This is a genomic window from Ruegeria sp. A3M17 (genome assembly GCF_003318255.1).
Classification (GTDB): domain Bacteria; phylum Pseudomonadota; class Alphaproteobacteria; order Rhodobacterales; family Rhodobacteraceae; genus Ruegeria.
The window spans coordinates 248,952-266,026 of record NZ_QOCF01000028.1 but is presented as its reverse complement, the minus strand read 5'-3'; the positions used below and the strand labels follow the sequence as shown (position 1 = coordinate 266,026).

Genomic DNA, 17,075 nt, shown 5'->3' with positions numbered 1-17,075 from the left:
GGTGGAGTTTTCGTTTTTCTTACCACTATCAGAAAAGCGGGCGTGCAGGAACGGCGCGCCGGGACGCAAGTGGTTTCTGTGCTCTCAAGGACTCACCCGAAACCGGATGAATTCGACGGCTTTCCGAAAACTACGCCAAAAACGGTACTTACGGATTTTCAAACAACGGTGAAATTCAGTTGGTTAGCGTCGTGCCTCAGGCGCGTTTTTCGCCGATGGTTGCAACACCCAGAACGGATAGCACTTTGGCCTCGATCTGTTCGGCATTCAGGCCCGCTACTGTATACATATCAGCGGGGTTGGCCTGGTCGATAAAGGTATCGGGCAAAACCATTGAACGGTACTTGAGGCCTTGATCAAAGACGCCCTCATCGGCCAAAAGCTGGGCAACATGGCTGCCAAAGCCGCCTATGGCACCTTCTTCAATAGTGATCAGCGCCTCGTGGTTGGCGGCCAGATCCAATATCAGATCGCGGTCCAGCGGTTTGGCAAAACGAGCGTCGGCGATAGTGGGGGTGATCCCACGCGCAGTCAAAGCTTCGGCCGCTTTCTGCACTTCGGCCAGCCGTGTCCCGAAGGACAACAGCGCGACCCGTGCGCCTTCTTGGATGATCCGGCCTTTGCCGATTTCCAGAACCTCGCCACGTTCCGGCAAGTCGACGCCGACACCTTCGCCGCGAGGATAGCGGAAGGCAATCGGGCCTTCATTATGCGCGACGGCGGTGGCCACCATATGCACCAACTCGGCCTCATCCGCCGCGGCCATGACCACGATGCCGGGCAGGTTGGACAAATAGGCGATATCGAACGACCCCGCATGGGTCGCGCCATCCGCGCCCACCAAACCCGCACGGTCGATCGCAAAACGAACCGGCAGGCGCTGAATGGCTACGTCATGCACGACCTGATCGTACCCACGCTGCAAAAACGTGGAATAAATTGCACAGAAGGGCTTCATCCCGCCGGCGGCGAGAGCGGCGGCGAAGGTCACGCCGTGCTGTTCGGCAATCGCCACATCGAAACAGCGTGACGGGTAGCGTTCCGCAAACAAGTTTAACCCAGTGCCGTCGGGCATCGCGGCGGTGACAGCAACGATTTTGTCATCGCGCGCGGCCTCTTCCACCAGGGTTTTGCCAAAGACCGAGGTATAAGACGGCGCGTTCGACGGCGCTTTCTTTTGCTCGCCCGTCACCACGTCGAATTTCGCCGTGGCGTGGCCCTTGTCGCGGGCTTGTTCGGCTGGCGCGTATCCCTTGCCCTTCTTTGTCAGCACATGAATCAGGATCGGGCCGGTCGCGCGGGCCTTGACCGTGCGCAGGACAGGCAGAAGTTGATCCATATCGTGCCCGTCAATCGGACCGAGATAGGAAAAGCCCAGCTCCTCAAACAATGTGCCGCCCACGGCCATGCCTTTGAGCATCTCCTTGGCCCGTTTTGCCCCTTCTCGGAAGGGTTCCGGCAACAAAGACACTGCGCCTTTGGCGGCGGCTTTCAGATCGTGAAACGGCTCTTCGGCGTACATGCGCGACAGGTAATTGGACAGCGCCCCAACTGGCGGGGCGATGCTCATCTCGTTGTCATTCAGAATGACGATCAGGCGTTTTTTCAGGTGACCCGCGTTGTTCATCGCCTCAAAGGCCATGCCGGCAGACATCGACCCGTCACCGATCACGGCAATCGCGTCACCCAACCCTTCGGGCGTCACACCGCCCAGATCGCGGGCAACGGCAAACCCCAGCGCTGCACTGATCGAGGTTGAACTGTGTGCTGCACCAAACGGGTCATAGGGGCTTTCGCTGCGTTTGGTAAAACCGCTGAGGCCATCTTTCATGCGAAGGGTACGGATACGGTCGCGCCGCTCGGTCAGGATTTTGTGCGGATAACACTGATGACCAACGTCCCAGATGATCTTGTCGCGCGGCGTGTCGAACACGGCGTGCAGGGCGGTCGTCAATTCCACCACGCCCAGGCCTGCGCCCAGATGTCCGCCGGTGACAGACACGGCCGAGATCGTCTCGGTCCGCAATTCCTGCGCCAACTGATGCAACTGTGCGTCCGAAAACTGCTTGAGATCCGCAGGGCGGTTCACAAGGTCCAGCAGGGGCGTGTTCGGGCGGTCAGACATGTGGCGTTCCTGGCTTAGCTGTCCCGGGCAATAACGAAGCGTGCCGCGTCCTTCAAGGTTTCAGCCTTAGCACCGTATCCATCCACCGCGGCGCAGGCCTGATCGACCAGTTCTACGGCGCGGGATTTCGCGGCGTTCAGACCCAAAAGCGAAACAAACGTGGCTTTGCCTGCCTCGGCGTCCTTTTGCAATCTTTTGCCGGCCTTCTCGGCATCACCTTCCACATCAAGAATGTCATCAGCGATCTGAAAAGCAAGGCCAAGCGCCTGGGCATATTGGCGCAAGGGTTCGGGATTTACCTGGGCCAAACGCGCACCGGCGCAGGCGGACCATTCAATCAGAGCGCCGGTTTTACCAGCCTGAAGTGTGGTGATCTGCTTCAGTGTCAGGGGCGCGGCCGCTGTTTCAGCCGCCATATCGAGCGCCTGACCCAGCACCATTCCCTGCGCACCACTTGCTTTGGCCAGTGTTAGAGCCAATTCAGAACGAATCTCTGCATTCCCGACCTCGGGCCGGGTACACAGCTCAAAGGCCAACGTCTGCAGCGCATCACCGGCCAGAACGGCGGTGCCCTCGTCCCATTTTACGTGCACGGTCGGGCGTCCGCGCCGCAGATCATCATCATCCATGCAAGGAAGGTCATCATGGACTAGCGAATAGGCGTGTAGCGCCTCAATCCCGACCGCAGGCCAGATTGCCTGCGTTGCACCAATGTCATGAAGTCGTGCGCTTTCCAGAACCAGAAACCCGCGCAATCGTTTACCGCCTTGTGTGGTGTAGGCCATCGCCCGCGTAACATCCAATTCGTCCAGCGCGCTCAGGACCAGATCGAATTGAGCCTGAATCCGCGCGGCATCCTGCGCCAGAATTTCCTTGAACATTTACTGACCTTCGACAGGCGTCGTCCCGGTTGGCTGCCCATTGGCATCCAAAGTAATGGCTGCGACCTTTTCTTCAGCCCGCTTCAATTCGTCTTCGCAGCGTTTCTTCAACGCGGCACCGCGCTCATACAGCGCAATGGACTGATCCAGCGCCACGTCACCACGCTCCAGCTGGCCGACAACGGCCTCAAGCTCTTTCATGGCTTGTTCGAATGTCATCTGATCAACAGGAGTATCGGTCATCGGGCTGCCTTCATCAGTTCTTCCACATGGGCACGAGTGGCCTCGGCAAGTGCGTTCAGATCATACCCGCCTTCCAAAGTCGAGACGATACGGCCCTCACACAGCTCACCCGCAATCTTGCACAGCTCAGCCGTGACCCAAGCAAAATCGCCTGTAGACCAGTTCAAATTCGCCAGCGGATCGTCCTGATGCGCGTCAAAGCCTGCCGAGATGATAATCAGTTCTGGCTTGAATGCACGCAGTCGCGGGAAGGCTTGCATTTCGTAAGCTGTCCGCATCTCGGCCCCACCCGAGCCAGGGGCCAGAGGGATATTCAACACCGTTTCATAGGCACCGGTCTCATCCGGGCGACCCGAACCAGGCCACAAAGGCATCTGCTGGCTGGTGATCACCAGTGCACGACTTTCATCCCACAGCAGATCCTGCGTGCCGTTTCCGTGGTGAACGTCAAAATCGACAACAGCTACGCGATTCAATCCATGATGATCCAACGAATGCTTGGCCGCCAGCGCTGCATTGCCAAACAGGCAGAAGCCCATCGCTGTTTCCGTTTCGGCATGGTGACCGGGCGGGCGGATCGCGCAAAAGGCATTCTGAACGTCACCGCCCAAAACCATGTCCACCGCACGCACGACCGCACCGGCTGCCCGGTAAGCCGCATCCATCGAACCCGAAGACATGAATGTGTCCCCGTCAATCTGTTTAAATCCCTCGGCTGGCCTTGCGTCACGGATATCGCGGATATGGCTTTCAGGGTGCACACGTAGCAGGTCGTCATCTGCGGCCAAAGGGGCGGTCACGCGCTTCAGGTCCAACTCTTCCAGCGCATGCAGAATATGCTCCAACCGCGCCACCCTCTCGGGGTGACCTTGCGGTGTCACGTGATCAAGGCAATCGGCATGGGTCAAAAGGGCGGTTGTCATCGGGATCCCATCTTCATCTGGCCAAAAATATCCTCGCCGAAGGCAAGAAAGCGCCGCGTAGCGGCTAAATCAATCCGGCGCCAACATATATCCGGCGCCGCGTACGGTCTGCAGATAACGCGGCTGCTTTGGGTCCTGTTCGATCTTGCGGCGTAGACGGGTGATTTGAACATCCACCGCGCGCTCTTGCGCCTGACCCTTGTCGCGACCCAGATCCTCGACCAGTTTGGTGCGGCTGATCGGTTCACCGGGCTGGGCCGAGAAAATCTTCATCAACTGGCTTTCGGTCGCCGTCAAACGTACCGGATCTTCGCCCTGCCACATCTCGCCCCGTTCGATATCGTACCGGATCGGTCCAAGGTGCAGTATCTTCGCCGTCGCATCCTGTGCGGGTGTTTCCGGCATCCGCCGCAAGATCGCATTGATCCGCAGCAACAGCTCTTTCGGCTCAAATGGCTTCGCCAAATAGTCATCAGCACCAGCCTCAAGCCCTGCAATGCGATGTTCGGTTTCGCCGCGCGCGGTCAACAGCAGGATTGGAGTGGTATGGGTCTCGCGCAGCGCCTTGGTCAGGCTGACCCCATCCTCGCCTGGCATCATCACGTCCAGCACGATCATGTCGAAATCCAACCCCGACAGCACTCGCCGCGCATGTGCTGCATCCCGTGCGGCCGTGACCAGAAATCCGTTCCGCATCAGAAACTTCTTCAACAGATCACGAATGCGCTCGTCATCGTCGACGATCAGCAGATGGGCATCCATTTCGTTCATGAGGTGGTATCCCGCAGTTTCGTATAGGCATGACGCATATCAGCATCCATCATCGCTTCAAGCACTTTACGAAACCCCGTCACAGCCTCGGGTCCCGCCTTTTTGTACGCTGCCCGCATTCGGACGCGCTGGGCCTCGGACAGTTTGGCCTCTAGCGCCTTGCCCTGTTCTGTCAGAAATAGGTGTCTTTCGCGTTTGTCCACTGATCCGACCCGGCTTTCGACCAAACCGTCGTCGATCAACGTCCGCAAAACCCTGTTCAGAGACTGTTTTGTTACGCCCAGAATGGCCAGAAGGTTATTGACCGTCGTCCCCGGCGCGCGGTTGATGAAGTGGATTGCCCGGTGGTGCGCCCGGCCATAGGCCATTTCGGTCAGGATGCGATCAGGATCGGCGGTAAAGCCCCGATAGGCGAAAAACATCGCCTCAATCCCTTGCCGCAACTGTTCGTCGGTCAAAAATAACAGGCTCTCGCCACCAAAAGCTGGGGCGGGGCGGGTATCCGACATAGTATGCCTCATTCGTTACTCGACCCGAGTTTATGTCAGCGTTATTGACATTCCAAGAGTGGACAGGTATCGAATCGCAGTTTTTGCGCAACTTTATGTCCGATGTGGACTTAATTTACGCAACAATCGAAAATTGATCCCATGTCAGGAGGTTTCGCATGGCGGGGTATGATGATCGTGATGGCGTCATCTGGTTGGATGGCAAACTGGTGCCCTGGCGCGAAGCCAACGTGCATATCCTGTCCCACGCGATGCACTATGCATCTTCGGTGTTCGAAGGTGAGCGTGCTTATAACGGCAAGATTTTCAAAAGTCGCGAACATTCTGAGCGTTTGATTGCCTCGGCCGAAGCGCTGGACATGCCGATGCCCTATTCGGTGGATGACATCGAGGCAGCCAAGGAAGAAGCGCTGAAAGCCAGCGGCTTGCAGGACGCCTATGTCCGTGCGCTGGTCTGGCGTGGCTCGGGGGAAGACATGGGTGTGGCATCGGCCAAGAACCCGGTCCGGATGGCCGTCGCCGTGTGGCCTTGGGGCGCCTACTATGGTGACGCCAAGATGCAGGGTGCCAAGCTGGATATCGCGGAATGGAAACGCCCCAGCCCGGAAACTATCCCGGTGCACGCCAAGGCGGCGGGTCTGTACATGATCTGCACCATCTCGAAACATAAGGCCGAAGCCAAGGGCTGCTCGGACGCGCTGTTTATGGACTGGCGCGGTTACGTGGCTGAGGCGACAGGCGCAAACGTGTTCTTCGTAAAAGATGGTGAGGTTCATACACCTCTGGCCGATTGCTTCCTGAACGGGATCACCCGTCAGACCGTCATTCAGATGCTGAAAGACAAAGGTATCACCGTCCACGAGCGCCGCATCAAGCCCGAGGAAATGGCAGATTTCGAACAATGCTGGCTGACCGGCACCGCAGCCGAGGTGACCCCGGTTGGCCAGATCGGCGATTATACGTTTGAAGTCGGAGATCTGACCCGCGAGATCGCCGCCGATTATGAGGCGCTTGTGCGCGCCTGATAACGCTCAGATGCATTGACAGAAGCCCTCGCGCTATCGCGGGGGCTTTTTCATTGCCGCTTGTTCATAAAAACTTGCAGATCGTCCGCATGACTGGACGAACGCGCAGCCGCGTCTATCTTAAACCAATGTTGGATCTGCTTAGCGATATTCTCACCCGCCTGTCCTTGAAGGGCACGTTTTACTTTCGAACCTCATTCACGCCGCCCTTTGGCATACAGGTGCCGGCCTACCAAAACGTGGCCAGATTTCACTTTGTACAGCGTGGAGAGCTGAAGGTCTTCGTCTCTAATACAGGGCAAACCCTGCGATTGAAGCAAGGCGACCTGATCGTGATCCCGCACGGATCCGCCCATGCGTTACTGTGCAATGAAATTCAGCCGCTGGATGCCTTGCCGCTTGAACAGGTGTTGGAAGAAGCCGGGTACAAGGGCGACGGAGTTCTGATTTACGGCGGCGAAGACAAAAGCCGCGACACGCAATTGATCTGCGGTCATTTCTCTTTCACCGGACCTCCGGGGCGACAGGGAACCGGGCATATGCTGATTGATCGGCTTCCCCCATACATCCTGATCGAAAACTATGGCGAAGAAGCCGGGGCTTGGATCGAAGCCACCCTGCGTATGATCGGGTCCGAGATCAACGGCGCGCGGATCGGTGGTGACCTCATTGCGCTGAAACTGTCCGAGGTCCTGTTCGCGCAGGCCATCCGCGCCCATCTTGAACATCAAAGCCCCAGCGAAACCGCGCTTGCCGGGTTTGCCGATTCCCGCATTTCACGTGCATTGACTGCGTTTCATCATTCGCCCGCGCAAGAGTGGAGCGTCGAGTCCCTGGCACGTGAGGCCGGAATGTCTCGCACTGCGTTCGCACAGCTATTCGCAGAGAAAATGGCGACAACGCCCATGCAATATCTAACTGATTGGCGGATGCAGATTGCATGTCACGGATTGACTGAGGCCCGTTGGAACGTGGCCGATGCCGCGGCTGAGGTCGGCTATGCCTCGGAAGCCGCCTTTTCGCGGGTGTTCAAGAAGCAGGTTGGCTTATCGCCAGCCGCCTATCGATCAATGCACTGATCGAAATGAAACTCTGAACGATCTGCAATATTTAACGAACGATCCGGAATTAAACGTTCCGAGATCCCTTCCTAGTTTGAGGTCATCCCATATCAGGAAAGGAACTCTCATGTCTCTTCGCTTTGTCACCCGCAATATTCACGCTTATCTGGACTACCCTGTTGCCTTTGCGCTGATGGGGCTGCCCTTTTTGCTTGGACTGGGGCAATCCAACCCGTTGGCGTTGTGGCTGTCCGTGGTCACCGGCGTCGCGGCGTTTGTTTTGACGGTGTTGACGGATCACCATTTGGGGATCTGGCGCGTTCTTCCCTACAACTTTCACTTGGCGGTCGATCTTCTGGTCGGCGTCGTTTTCCTGGCCGCGCCCAGCCTTTTTGGGTTTTCGGGCCTGGATGCGATCTTTTACTGGCTGAACGGGGCTGCGGTGGTCGCCGTTATTTCGCTTAGCGCACCAGAGCAGGGTGTTACCGCTTGAACCTGACGCAACTTGGGTTCACCGCAACAGTGTGAATTTCCAAAATCCCAGAGCCGCTTGTCTCACCGACAGGCGGCTCTCTGGTCTGTTTGATCGCCCTGTATTCCAAGTCTATGTGACCCTAAAAAGGGAGATGTAGGAAATTTTGTTGTCTCGAAACGCCCGAAAGAATTTCGTTCACCGTCGATCAACTGCGGGGTTATCCAGGAATTGTTATTTTGATCTTGCAAATTCCGACAAAAATAATCAGATAAAGATCAAGGCCAGATGTGTTAGCATCCAGCACGGGGTTTCGAGGCGGTCTGCGGGCTTAGCGTATAGCCTGGTGAGAGCGCGCCACCGCCTCGGAAACGACACGCGCAACAGGAAATGACGATGGGTGACCCACTTGACGAAATCATGGCACGACACGAAGCGGCCACCGCTTGCGGATGTTGCTGTGACGACGATTACTGCGCCTATGTCGACAAGCCCAAGGCAACCCAGGGCGACAAGGCTGCACAACCGCTGCCGGACAGCGCCGCCTGCCGACGCGGGTCAGTCAGGTTTCTCAACGAAAACCCGCCAGCGTAACAGCCCCTGAGAGGGGCTGTTTAGACCCTGATGCTCAGAAATCCACGCCGCGCTGGGCTTTGATTCCGGCTTGAAACGGATGCTTTTCCTCGGTCATCTCGGTGACCAGATCGGCATAGTCCCGCAACGCCTGCGGTGCGTCCCGACCCGTCAGGAACACGCTGGTCTTTTTAGACCGTTCTTTCAGCCCATCGATCACCTGTTCAACCGACAGGTATTCGTACCGAAGCGCGATGTTGATCTCGTCCAGTACGATGAGATCGTAGTCGCCGCTGGACATGAGGGCGCGTGCCTTGTCAAAGGCAGAGTTTGCGGCGGCGATGTCACGCTCGCGGTCCTGGGTATCCCAGGTGAACCCCTCGCCCATTGTGTGCCATGTCACCAGATCGCGTTCTTCGAAAAAGCGACGTTCGCCGGTTTTCCACTTGCCCTTGATGAATTGAACAACGCCGACTTTCTGACCCCAACCCAGCGCACGGATCACGACTCCGAACGCGGCCGAGGATTTGCCTTTGCCCTTGCCAGTGTTGATCAGCACCAGCCCGCGGTCCGGATCAACTGCCTCGGACACTTTCTTACGGTGCTGGGCCTGCACCTTTTGCATCTTTTCCTTGTGATCCTGTGCGTCGCTCATGGGAAACCCTCATCTTGTGTTGGGCACACCCTAGGGGAAGTTCTGCAAAGGTAAAGGTCAGGCTTTGGGATCCGTGACGGCACGAGCCTTGCCACGCTCTAAGCCCAGTTGATGTTCGCGCCAGATCACCACGACGTTACCGACAATTACCAGCGCCGCACCGGCCAACATCACCACCGTTGGCAGTTCACTGAACCAAACATAGCCAATGACGATGGCAAACAGCATCGAGGTGTAATCGTAGGGCGCCAGCATCGAAGCCTGCCCAAATCGATAGGACGAAGTCACCAGAATCTGCGCCACACCTCCGATCAGACCAGCCAGAATCAAAAAGCCTGCCTGCTCCCATGTGGGCATGACCCATCCCCAAAAAATGGTCAGCCCGGACAGGATGGTCGCCGTCATCGAGAAATAGAAGACAATGGCCGCCGGATGGTCGACCTGCACCAACTGCCGGATGTGGATCTGCACAAAGGCCCGGGCAACGGTTGCGCCCAGAATGCACAATGCGCCGAAGGTGGCCGCCGCTTCCATGTTGTTGCCACCCAGTCTGGGCCAGATCATGATCAGGACACCCAAAAGCCCGATGGACACGGCGGCGATCCTGATCTTTCGGATGCGTTCACCTAGCATCACCGCAGCAAGGATCAGGGTGAAAATCGGGGTGGCATAGCCAATCGCCGTCGCTTCGGGCAGCGGGATCAAGCCAAGGCCGGTAAATGTAAGCCCCATCGCCGTGGTGCCCAGCACGCCGCGCCAAAAATGACCCGAGGGTTTGCGGGCTTTGAACCCCTGCGCCAATTCTCCGCGCGCCATCAGCCAGATGACAATCACCGGAATGGCAAAAAGGGATCGGAAAAACACCATCTCGCCAGGTGGGAAGTGATCGGACTGCGCTTTGACTATCGCCGCCATGACCGTGAACAAAAACACCGCGCTCGTTTTCAGAGCGACGGCCAGCAATGGTCGATGCGATGTTAAGGGTTTTGCCATCGGCGCGAACCTGCGCTTTTGGTAGGGAAAGATCAACGCGTTGTTTACAGATTGGTCCAATCGGTTGGCAGGGGGCTGCCGATCTCTTGCGCGAATTCTTCCAGAAACCGGATCATGCGCGTGATTCTGCGCTGCGCGATCTCTTTGCCACCCTCGGTCAGCATATCGCCCGGAAGGCCCAACAATTTGACCTTCCAGTGATCGATTGAAAAATGCAGATCGTCCAGCGGGCGGTTGGCGGCAAAGGGATCTGCCGGATCATAAAGCGAACGTCCCAAAGCACCGGAAACCGAGAAATTCCGGGCAACTCCAATCGCCCCCAGCGCGTCCAGCCTGTCGGCATCGCGCAGGATGCAGGCTTCGGGCGTTTCCGGCGTGATGTTGGCCGAAAAACTGTGTGCCTCGATTGCATGTTTGATTGCGTGGATCTGACCTGCAGAATAGCCTAAATTTACCAAAATAGACTCTGATTCTTCGGCCGATCGGCGCGATGCCAAGTGGCGGTCTGGGTCGTCCTTGGACAAATTTACCAGATCATGCAGATAAGCGGCGGCCAACAGCACCGGCATGTCGGTCTGGTCGTTTGCAATCGCTTGCGCGTTTACCCAGACCCGGTCCAGATGGGCCAGATCATGCGCTGGGTCGGTTTCCATACGCTGCGCAACGACGGCCCGCAGGCGTGTCCGGAGATCAGCCGATCCGTCCACGGTTCTCTCCGATCTGGCCGCGATGCAGCAGCAGGTGGTCGAGGATCACGCAAGCCATCATCGCCTCGCCCACCGGAACGGCACGGATGCCAACGCAGGGGTCATGGCGGCCTTTGGTGATGATCTCGGTTTCTTCACCCGATTTGGTGATGGTTTTGCGCGTCGTCAGAATGGACGAGGTAGGCTTGACCGCAAAACGCACCACTATGTCCTGTCCAGTCGAGATACCGCCCAAGATCCCGCCCGCGTGGTTCGAGCTGTATTGCGGGCCGTTCTGGCCCATGAAAATCTCGTCCGCATTGGCCTCGCCTGTTAGTTCCGCAGCAGCCATGCCTTCGCCGATCTCGACACCTTTTACGGCGTTGATCGACATCATCGCGGCGGCCAAATCAGTATCTAACTTGGCGTAAACCGGCGCGCCGATGCCTGCCGGGACGCCGCGGGCCACAACCTCGACAATAGCACCAACCGAGTTCCCGGACTTGCGCAATACGTCCAAGTAGTTGGCCCAGTCTTCGGCGGCTTGTGCGTCCGGGGTCCAGAACGGGTTCTGTTCGATCTGGGACCAGTCGAAATTGCCCCGGTCAATCTTGTGCGGGCCGATCTGGGTCATGTATCCTGTGATCTGCACATTGGGCGCGATTTGCCTAATCGCCTCACGCGCCAGTCCTCCTGCCGCCACACGCGACGCGGTTTCCCGGGCCGAGCTGCGCCCGCCACCCCGATAGTCGCGGATCCCGTATTTCTGCCAGTAGGTAATATCGGCGTGGCCTGGACGGAACTTGTCCATGATATCACCGTAGTCTTTCGAGCGCTGATCCGTGTTCTCGATCATCAGTTGCACCGGTGTGCCCGTGGTTTGCCCTTCGAACACGCCCGACAGGATTTTGACCTGATCGGGTTCGCGCCGCTGGGTGGTGAACTTGTTCTGGCCGGGTTTGCGCTTGTCCAGCCACTGCTGGATCATCGCCTCGTCGATTGTGATACCCGGAGGGCAGCCATCAACGGTCGCACCCAATGCGGGCCCGTGGCTTTCACCCCAGGTGGTGACTCGGAAGAGGTGACCAAAACTGTTCATCGACATGGGGCTTGCTCCTTTGCGCGTTGTGATTAGCGGGCAAGGCCCTCGGCCTCAAGCGGATTTGCATGTTTGCACGGAGCAGCGCCGCCCGGTGGGCGGCGCGATTGAGTGTTTTTGAAAAGATGAAGATCAGGCGACTTTTTGCAGTGCGGCGCGCGTTTCGGTGATTTTGAGCGCGGCTTGCGCAGCTTCGCGACCCTTCTCGACAAAATGCGCACGGTAGATGGCATTGTGGTGATCGGTTTCCTGATACTGGTGCGGCGTGAGCGAGACCGACAGAACCGGAACACCGGTATCCATGCTGGCGCGCATCAGCCCGTCGACCACGGATTGCGCGACGAAATCGTGCCGGTAGATGCCGCCATCTACCACAAACGCTGCGCAGGCGACGGCTGCATATTGGCCGGTCTGAGCCAGATCGCGGGTGAGCAGGGGCATTTCGAATGCGCCGGGGACGTCGAAAACGTCAACCTGTTCGGCTGGGATGAGTTCTAGAAACCCTTCGAGAGCCTGGTCAACGATATCGGAATGCCAGTTGGCTTTCACAAAAGCATAGCGGGTGTGTGTCATCATGATCTCCTTTCGCAACAGACACGTCACCCAAGGCGATCACGGGCAGGCGCAAGCCAGGGCCGACGCGCTGCACGTTCTCTTTCATCCGGACTTTAACCGTCGGCTCTGGCATCTCACCAGATCTGCTGACACCCCGCACACCGGGGCCGCTCGCGGGCTTACGGGTCATCGCCCGCATACCGCCGGTGGGGAATTTCGCCCCGCCCTGAGAACAGCGGGACCTTGCCAATGTACGAAGGGTTCTGCAAGAGATTTCGCAGGAGGACAGCCATGCACCCCAATCCAGCCTTCCGCGCAGAAGAGACCGAGCGCCACATTACCTTTGCGCGGGACCGCGCGTTCGGAGTTCTTGCGGTGTCGACGGATGAAGCGCCGTTGATTAGCCACGTGCCGTTTCTGCTGTCTGAGGATGGCGCGCTGGCCGAGCTGCATCTTGTCAGATCCAATCCGATCGTCCGCATTCTGAAAAAGCCTAAACCGGCAAGAATCGCCGTCACCGGACCAGACGGATATGTATCGCCGGATTGGTACGGGATCGCCGATCAGGTTCCGACATGGAACTATGTCGCTGTGCATCTGATCGGTCAATTAGAACAGCGGCCGCACGTGGAGCTGCTGGACCTGTTGGATCGCCAGTCCGCCTTTTATGAGGCGCACTTGCTGCCCAAACCCCCTTGGAATATCGACAAGATGAGTTCGGACGCGTTGAATAAGATGATGCGCATGATCGTGCCGTTTCGGTTTCGTATTGACGACATTCAAGGCACCTGGAAGCTAAACCAGAACAAGCCCGATGCAGCCCGCCTGAGCGCGGCAGAACATATCGCAAACGACGGGATCGGGTCCGAGCTTGAGGCTCTGCAAAAGTTTATGAGAGGGTGAGGCTGGCGCACCATTTGACGGGTTTTGTTTTGCATGGGGTGCTGTAGAGTTCCGGCAATTCAGGGAGATCGCTAATGAAACTCTACTTCAGCCCCACTTCGCCCTATGTCCGCAAAGTCATGGTTTTGTTGCATGAAACAGACCAGCTGCAGGATGTCGAACTGCTGAATGTTGCAACGACGCCAATGTCCCCGGCCGAGCCGCTATTGGCCAAGGCTCCGCTGACAAAGGTGCCCGCGTTAGAGCGCCCAGATGGACCGACCCTGTTCGACAGCCGTGTTATCTGTGCGTTTCTGGACGCGCGCGGGCAGGCCGGTCTTTATCAGGACGGTGCCCGGCATTGGGATGTGCTGACGCTTGAGGCGCTGGCGGATGGTATTCTGGATGCGGCGTTGCTGATCACCTATGAGGCTCGGATGCGGCCCGAAGACAAGCAATGGGATGATTGGGCCGATGCGCAGTGGGACAAGGTAGAACGCGCCTGCGCCGCGCTGAACCAGCGGTGGATGGCGCATCTGTCCGGACAGTTGGATATGGGGCAGGTCGCAGTGGCCTGCGCGCTGGGCTATGTCGATTTCCGTCACGATGCGCGCGGGTGGCGCAAGGGAAATGACGCGCTGGCCGCATGGTACGAGAAGTTTGCCGAACGTCCCAGTATGGTCGCAACGCAACCGCCGGCTTAAATCGCGCCTGAAACGCTGGTCGCCCTGATGTCAGAACGACCAGCGACCGTTATCACTCGCTGAAGGTCGCGAGATAAGCCGCGATGTCATCAGCACCTTTTTTCAGTTTGACGCTCATGTTGGGGCGCGCTGTCTCATCGTCCAGATATTCCTTGATGAATGCGATCGGGTCTTTGGAGTAGGTGGCGATATTCTCCTGCGTCCAGACCAGCCCTTCCTGACCGGCCCGGATCATGTCGTCGGTGAACATTCCGATGGGCAAACGTTCGCTTCCGTTCAGGTAATCTGACTCGGTACCCGCGACGCGACCGACAACACCGTACAGATTCGGGCCGGTGATACCGCCTTTGACCAGAACTTGGCCATCTTTGATGATTGCGTGGCAAGAAGAGCAGCGATTGTAGAGTTTTTCGCCTTTCGCCGGATCACCAGCCGCGGCGGCCTGAGATGAAATGGTCAGCACGAATGTCAGTACGGGTGCATAGAGCTTTGACATAGAGAACGTCCTAAAGTGGTTCGGATATCTTCAGGGCCATCGTCGATTCCCGCCAAAAGTGCAATCGAAAACAAGCAACGCTAGGTCATTGTAAAATATGTATTTTCTACTCAATTTACCCGCCGTTTCCGACCTGCTGCACAATAAGGCCTGAGTGGCAAAACAAGATCAGGATTTCGCAAATCTGCACCCGATGAACCGTCTGGGACAGGAACAGATCGACAGATCTTGGGCATGCGTACCCCGAGCGAATCACATTGGAACTGATCAGCGGCGGTTGACAGATTCCTTCGCATAAATGCGCCGACAACTTGAAAATTCAGCCCTTCGTTGTGACATGAAAGCCCAGATACGGCGCACTGCGCGCCTATGACCGCTGGACGAACCGATTTCTCCCGGCTAGATAGCCGCGATGAGACGCCGCTTTGATGCGGTGCTGATGCATGTTTGCCCGGCTGACCCCGGGCGCCGGAATCGGAGAAAACCTCGTGTCCCACGCAGAAGACCACGAAGGCACCCGCAGAGATTTCCTCTACTACGTCGCAGGCGGCGCAGGTGTCGTCGCGACGGGTGCAGCCGTATGGCCCCTGATCAATCAAATGAACCCATCGGCAGACGTTCAGGCGCTGTCCTCGATCCGCGTGGATGTGAGCGGCGTTGAACCCGGTACGCAGCTGACCGTGAAATGGCTGGGTAAACCCGTGTTTGTCCGCCACCGCACAGGTGCTGAAATTCAAGAAGCGCAGGAACAGGACGCCGAAGGCGTTGATGCACTGCCTGATCCGCTGGCCCGCAACTCCAACCTGAACGCGGATGCTCCGGCAACCGACGCCAACCGCGTGATGCCGTCGCCCGAGGGCGAAGCGCCGGGCGCGTGGATTGTTCAGATGGGCGTATGTACGCACCTTGGCTGTGTGCCGCTGGGCGATGCCGGCGACTTTGGCGGCTGGTTTTGCCCCTGCCACGGATCGCACTACGATCTGGCCGGGCGTATTCGCAAAGGCCCCGCACCTGAAAACCTGCCCGTTCCGCCCGCAGAGTGGACGGACGCCAGCACCATCAAACTCGGCTAAGGGAGACCCAAAATTATGTCCGGAATTCCCCACGATCATTACGAGCCGAAGACAAACGGCGAGAAGTGGCTAAACAGCCGCCTGCCCATCGTCGGTCTGCTATATGACACCCTCATGATCCCAACACCAAAGAACCTGAACTGGATGTGGATCTGGGGCATCGTTCTTACGTTCTGCCTCGCGTTGCAGATTGTCACCGGTATCGTTCTGGTGATGCACTACACCCCGCATGTCGATCTGGCCTTCGCCAGCATTGAACATATCATGCGCAACGTGAATGGCGGCTATATGCTGCGCTACATTCACATGAACGGCGCGTCGCTGTTCTTTGTTGCGGTTTACATCCACATCTTCCGTGGCCTGTTCTACGGCTCATACAAAGCCCCGCGTGAGATCACGTGGATCATCGGTATGCTTATCTATCTGATGATGATGGGCACTGCCTTCATGGGCTATGTTCTGCCTTGGGGTCAGATGTCCTTCTGGGGTGCGACCGTTATCACCGGCCTGTTTGGCGCGATCCCGTTTGTGGGTGAGGCGATCCAGACCTGGCTGCTGGGCGGGCCCGCGGTGGACAATGCTACGCTGAACCGCTTCTTCTCGCTGCACTATCTGCTGCCGTTTGTTATCGCAGCTCTGGTCATCGTGCATATCTGGGCCTTCCACACCACCGGCAACAACAACCCCACAGGTGTTGAAGTTCGCCGCACGTCGAAAGCCGATGCCGAGAAAGACACCCTGCCGTTCTGGCCGTACTTCGTGATCAAGGACCTGTTCGCGCTGGCCGTGATCCTGGTCGTGTTCTGGGCCATCGTCGGCTACATGCCGAACTATCTGGGCCACCCGGACAACTACATCGAGGCCAACCCGCTGGTCACACCTGCGCACATCGTGCCCGAATGGTACTTCCTGCCATTCTACGCGATCCTGCGGGCCTTCACCGGTGAAGTTTGGGTTGTGCAATTCGCCAGCTTTATCACCGGCGGCATCGTTGACGCCAAATTCTTTGGTGTGATTGCGATGTTTGGTGCGATCCTGGCCATGGCGCTGGCGCCCTGGCTGGACACATCGACCGTGCGTTCGGGTAAATACCGCCCAATGTTCAAGTGGTGGTTCTACCTGCTGATCATCGACTTCTTTGCCCTGATGTGGCTGGGTGCGATGCCCGCGGAAGAGCCCTATGCGACCTTCTCGCTGATCGCATCGGCCTACTGGTTCGGCTATTTCTTCGTGATCCTGCCGATCCTCGGTGTGATTGAGAAGCCGCTGCCGCAGCCAGAGACCATCGAAGAAGACTTCAACGCGCATTATGGCAAGGCTGACGCCGACGCCACGCCGGCCGAGTAAGA

General features: G+C 57.7%; 20 protein-coding genes and 1 riboswitch. Of the genes, 8 read left to right on the top strand and 12 right to left on the bottom strand.

Going from position 1 to position 17,075, the window contains the following annotated elements:
* Nucleotides 1–196: 196 nt before the first annotated feature.
* The 6 genes from dxs to DS906_RS15670 all read right to left on the bottom strand — a co-directional run bounded on the left by dxs (nt 197) and on the right by DS906_RS15670 (nt 5,452).
* Entirely contained in the window at nt 197–2,125 is a 1,929-nt protein-coding gene (gene dxs, locus DS906_RS15695; RefSeq protein WP_113791049.1) for a 1-deoxy-D-xylulose-5-phosphate synthase, read from the bottom strand.
* A gap of 14 nt (nt 2,126–2,139) precedes the next feature.
* A complete protein-coding gene (locus DS906_RS15690) occupies nt 2,140–3,006 on the bottom strand; it encodes a polyprenyl synthetase family protein (RefSeq protein ID WP_113791048.1) in 867 nt (288 codons plus the stop codon).
* Nucleotides 3,007–3,249 (bottom strand): exodeoxyribonuclease VII small subunit, encoded by a 243-nt coding sequence (locus tag DS906_RS15685; protein WP_058272726.1) that lies wholly within the window; start codon nt 3,247–3,249, stop codon nt 3,007–3,009. It abuts the gene before it with no gap.
* Nucleotides 3,246–4,172 (bottom strand): histone deacetylase family protein, encoded by a 927-nt coding sequence (locus DS906_RS15680; protein WP_113791047.1) that lies wholly within the window; start codon nt 4,170–4,172, stop codon nt 3,246–3,248. Before DS906_RS15680 ends, DS906_RS15685 begins: the two co-directional genes overlap by 4 nt.
* Nucleotides 4,173–4,241: 69 nt before the next feature.
* The gene (locus tag DS906_RS15675) at nt 4,242–4,943 is read right to left on the bottom strand and encodes a response regulator (RefSeq protein ID WP_058272724.1); all 702 of its coding nucleotides are present in this window, start codon (nt 4,941–4,943) and stop codon (nt 4,242–4,244) included.
* On the bottom strand, nt 4,940–5,452 hold the full coding sequence (locus tag DS906_RS15670; protein WP_113791046.1) for a MarR family winged helix-turn-helix transcriptional regulator: 513 nt from the start codon (nt 5,450–5,452) through the stop codon (nt 4,940–4,942). Before DS906_RS15670 ends, DS906_RS15675 begins: the two co-directional genes overlap by 4 nt.
* Before the next feature lie 158 nt (nt 5,453–5,610).
* On the opposite strand from DS906_RS15670, the gene DS906_RS15665 reads away from it, so the two are divergent.
* From DS906_RS15665 to DS906_RS15650, 4 genes are all read left to right on the top strand, one after another.
* Complete coding sequence (locus DS906_RS15665) at nt 5,611–6,477, top strand: branched-chain amino acid aminotransferase (protein ID WP_113791045.1); 867 nt, start codon at nt 5,611–5,613, stop codon at nt 6,475–6,477.
* Between the two features lie 128 nt (nt 6,478–6,605).
* The gene (locus DS906_RS15660) at nt 6,606–7,556 is read left to right on the top strand and encodes an AraC family transcriptional regulator (RefSeq protein WP_113791232.1); all 951 of its coding nucleotides are present in this window, start codon (nt 6,606–6,608) and stop codon (nt 7,554–7,556) included.
* A 109-nt stretch (nt 7,557–7,665) separates the two neighbouring features.
* Nucleotides 7,666–8,031, top strand: a complete 366-nt coding sequence (locus DS906_RS15655; RefSeq protein WP_113791044.1) for a hypothetical protein — start codon at nt 7,666–7,668, stop codon at nt 8,029–8,031.
* A 375-nt stretch (nt 8,032–8,406) separates the two neighbouring features.
* Complete coding sequence (locus tag DS906_RS15650) at nt 8,407–8,604, top strand: hypothetical protein (RefSeq protein WP_147235277.1); 198 nt, start codon at nt 8,407–8,409, stop codon at nt 8,602–8,604.
* Nucleotides 8,605–8,638: 34 nt separating this feature from the next.
* On the opposite strand, the gene cobO is transcribed toward DS906_RS15650, so the two are convergent.
* From cobO to DS906_RS15625, 5 genes are all read right to left on the bottom strand, one after another.
* Entirely contained in the window at nt 8,639–9,238 is a 600-nt protein-coding gene (gene cobO, locus DS906_RS15645) for a cob(I)yrinic acid a,c-diamide adenosyltransferase (RefSeq protein WP_113791042.1), read from the bottom strand.
* 57 nt (nt 9,239–9,295) lie between these two features.
* Nucleotides 9,296–10,231 (bottom strand): DMT family transporter, encoded by a 936-nt coding sequence (locus DS906_RS15640; protein ID WP_113791231.1) that lies wholly within the window; start codon nt 10,229–10,231, stop codon nt 9,296–9,298.
* A gap of 44 nt (nt 10,232–10,275) precedes the next feature.
* Nucleotides 10,276–10,938 (bottom strand): HD domain-containing protein, encoded by a 663-nt coding sequence (locus DS906_RS15635; RefSeq protein WP_113791041.1) that lies wholly within the window; start codon nt 10,936–10,938, stop codon nt 10,276–10,278.
* The gene (gene aroC / locus DS906_RS15630; protein ID WP_113791040.1) at nt 10,922–12,022 is read right to left on the bottom strand and encodes a chorismate synthase; all 1,101 of its coding nucleotides are present in this window, start codon (nt 12,020–12,022) and stop codon (nt 10,922–10,924) included. Before aroC ends, DS906_RS15635 begins: the two co-directional genes overlap by 17 nt.
* 126 nt (nt 12,023–12,148) lie before the next feature.
* Nucleotides 12,149–12,589: a 6,7-dimethyl-8-ribityllumazine synthase gene (locus DS906_RS15625; RefSeq protein WP_113791230.1), complete on the bottom strand. Its 441-nt coding sequence runs from the start codon at nt 12,587–12,589 to the stop codon at nt 12,149–12,151.
* Between the two features lie 72 nt (nt 12,590–12,661).
* A riboswitch (FMN riboswitch) is annotated at nt 12,662–12,809 on the bottom strand.
* 53 nt (nt 12,810–12,862) lie between these two features.
* Between DS906_RS15625 and DS906_RS15620 the strand changes: the two genes are divergently transcribed.
* Together DS906_RS15620 and DS906_RS15615 are read left to right on the top strand one after the other, a co-directional pair.
* Nucleotides 12,863–13,474, top strand: a complete 612-nt coding sequence (locus DS906_RS15620) for an FMN-binding negative transcriptional regulator (protein WP_113791039.1) — start codon at nt 12,863–12,865, stop codon at nt 13,472–13,474.
* A gap of 74 nt (nt 13,475–13,548) precedes the next feature.
* The gene (locus DS906_RS15615; protein ID WP_113791038.1) at nt 13,549–14,157 is read left to right on the top strand and encodes a glutathione S-transferase; all 609 of its coding nucleotides are present in this window, start codon (nt 13,549–13,551) and stop codon (nt 14,155–14,157) included.
* 52 nt (nt 14,158–14,209) lie between these two features.
* Here DS906_RS15615 and DS906_RS15610 read toward each other — a convergent pair whose 3' ends face one another.
* The gene (locus tag DS906_RS15610) at nt 14,210–14,653 is read right to left on the bottom strand and encodes a cytochrome c family protein (RefSeq protein ID WP_113791037.1); all 444 of its coding nucleotides are present in this window, start codon (nt 14,651–14,653) and stop codon (nt 14,210–14,212) included.
* 488 nt (nt 14,654–15,141) lie between these two features.
* On the opposite strand from DS906_RS15610, the gene petA reads away from it, so the two are divergent.
* Both petA and petB read left to right on the top strand, forming a co-directional pair.
* Entirely contained in the window at nt 15,142–15,726 is a 585-nt protein-coding gene (petA, locus tag DS906_RS15605) for a ubiquinol-cytochrome c reductase iron-sulfur subunit (RefSeq protein WP_058272711.1), read from the top strand.
* A 15-nt stretch (nt 15,727–15,741) separates the two neighbouring features.
* Nucleotides 15,742–17,073 carry a cytochrome b gene (gene petB, locus DS906_RS15600; RefSeq protein WP_113791036.1) on the top strand — a complete coding sequence of 444 codons (1,332 nt, stop codon included), beginning with the start codon at nt 15,742–15,744 and terminating at the stop codon, nt 17,071–17,073.
* Nucleotides 17,074–17,075: the final 2 nt, after the last annotated feature.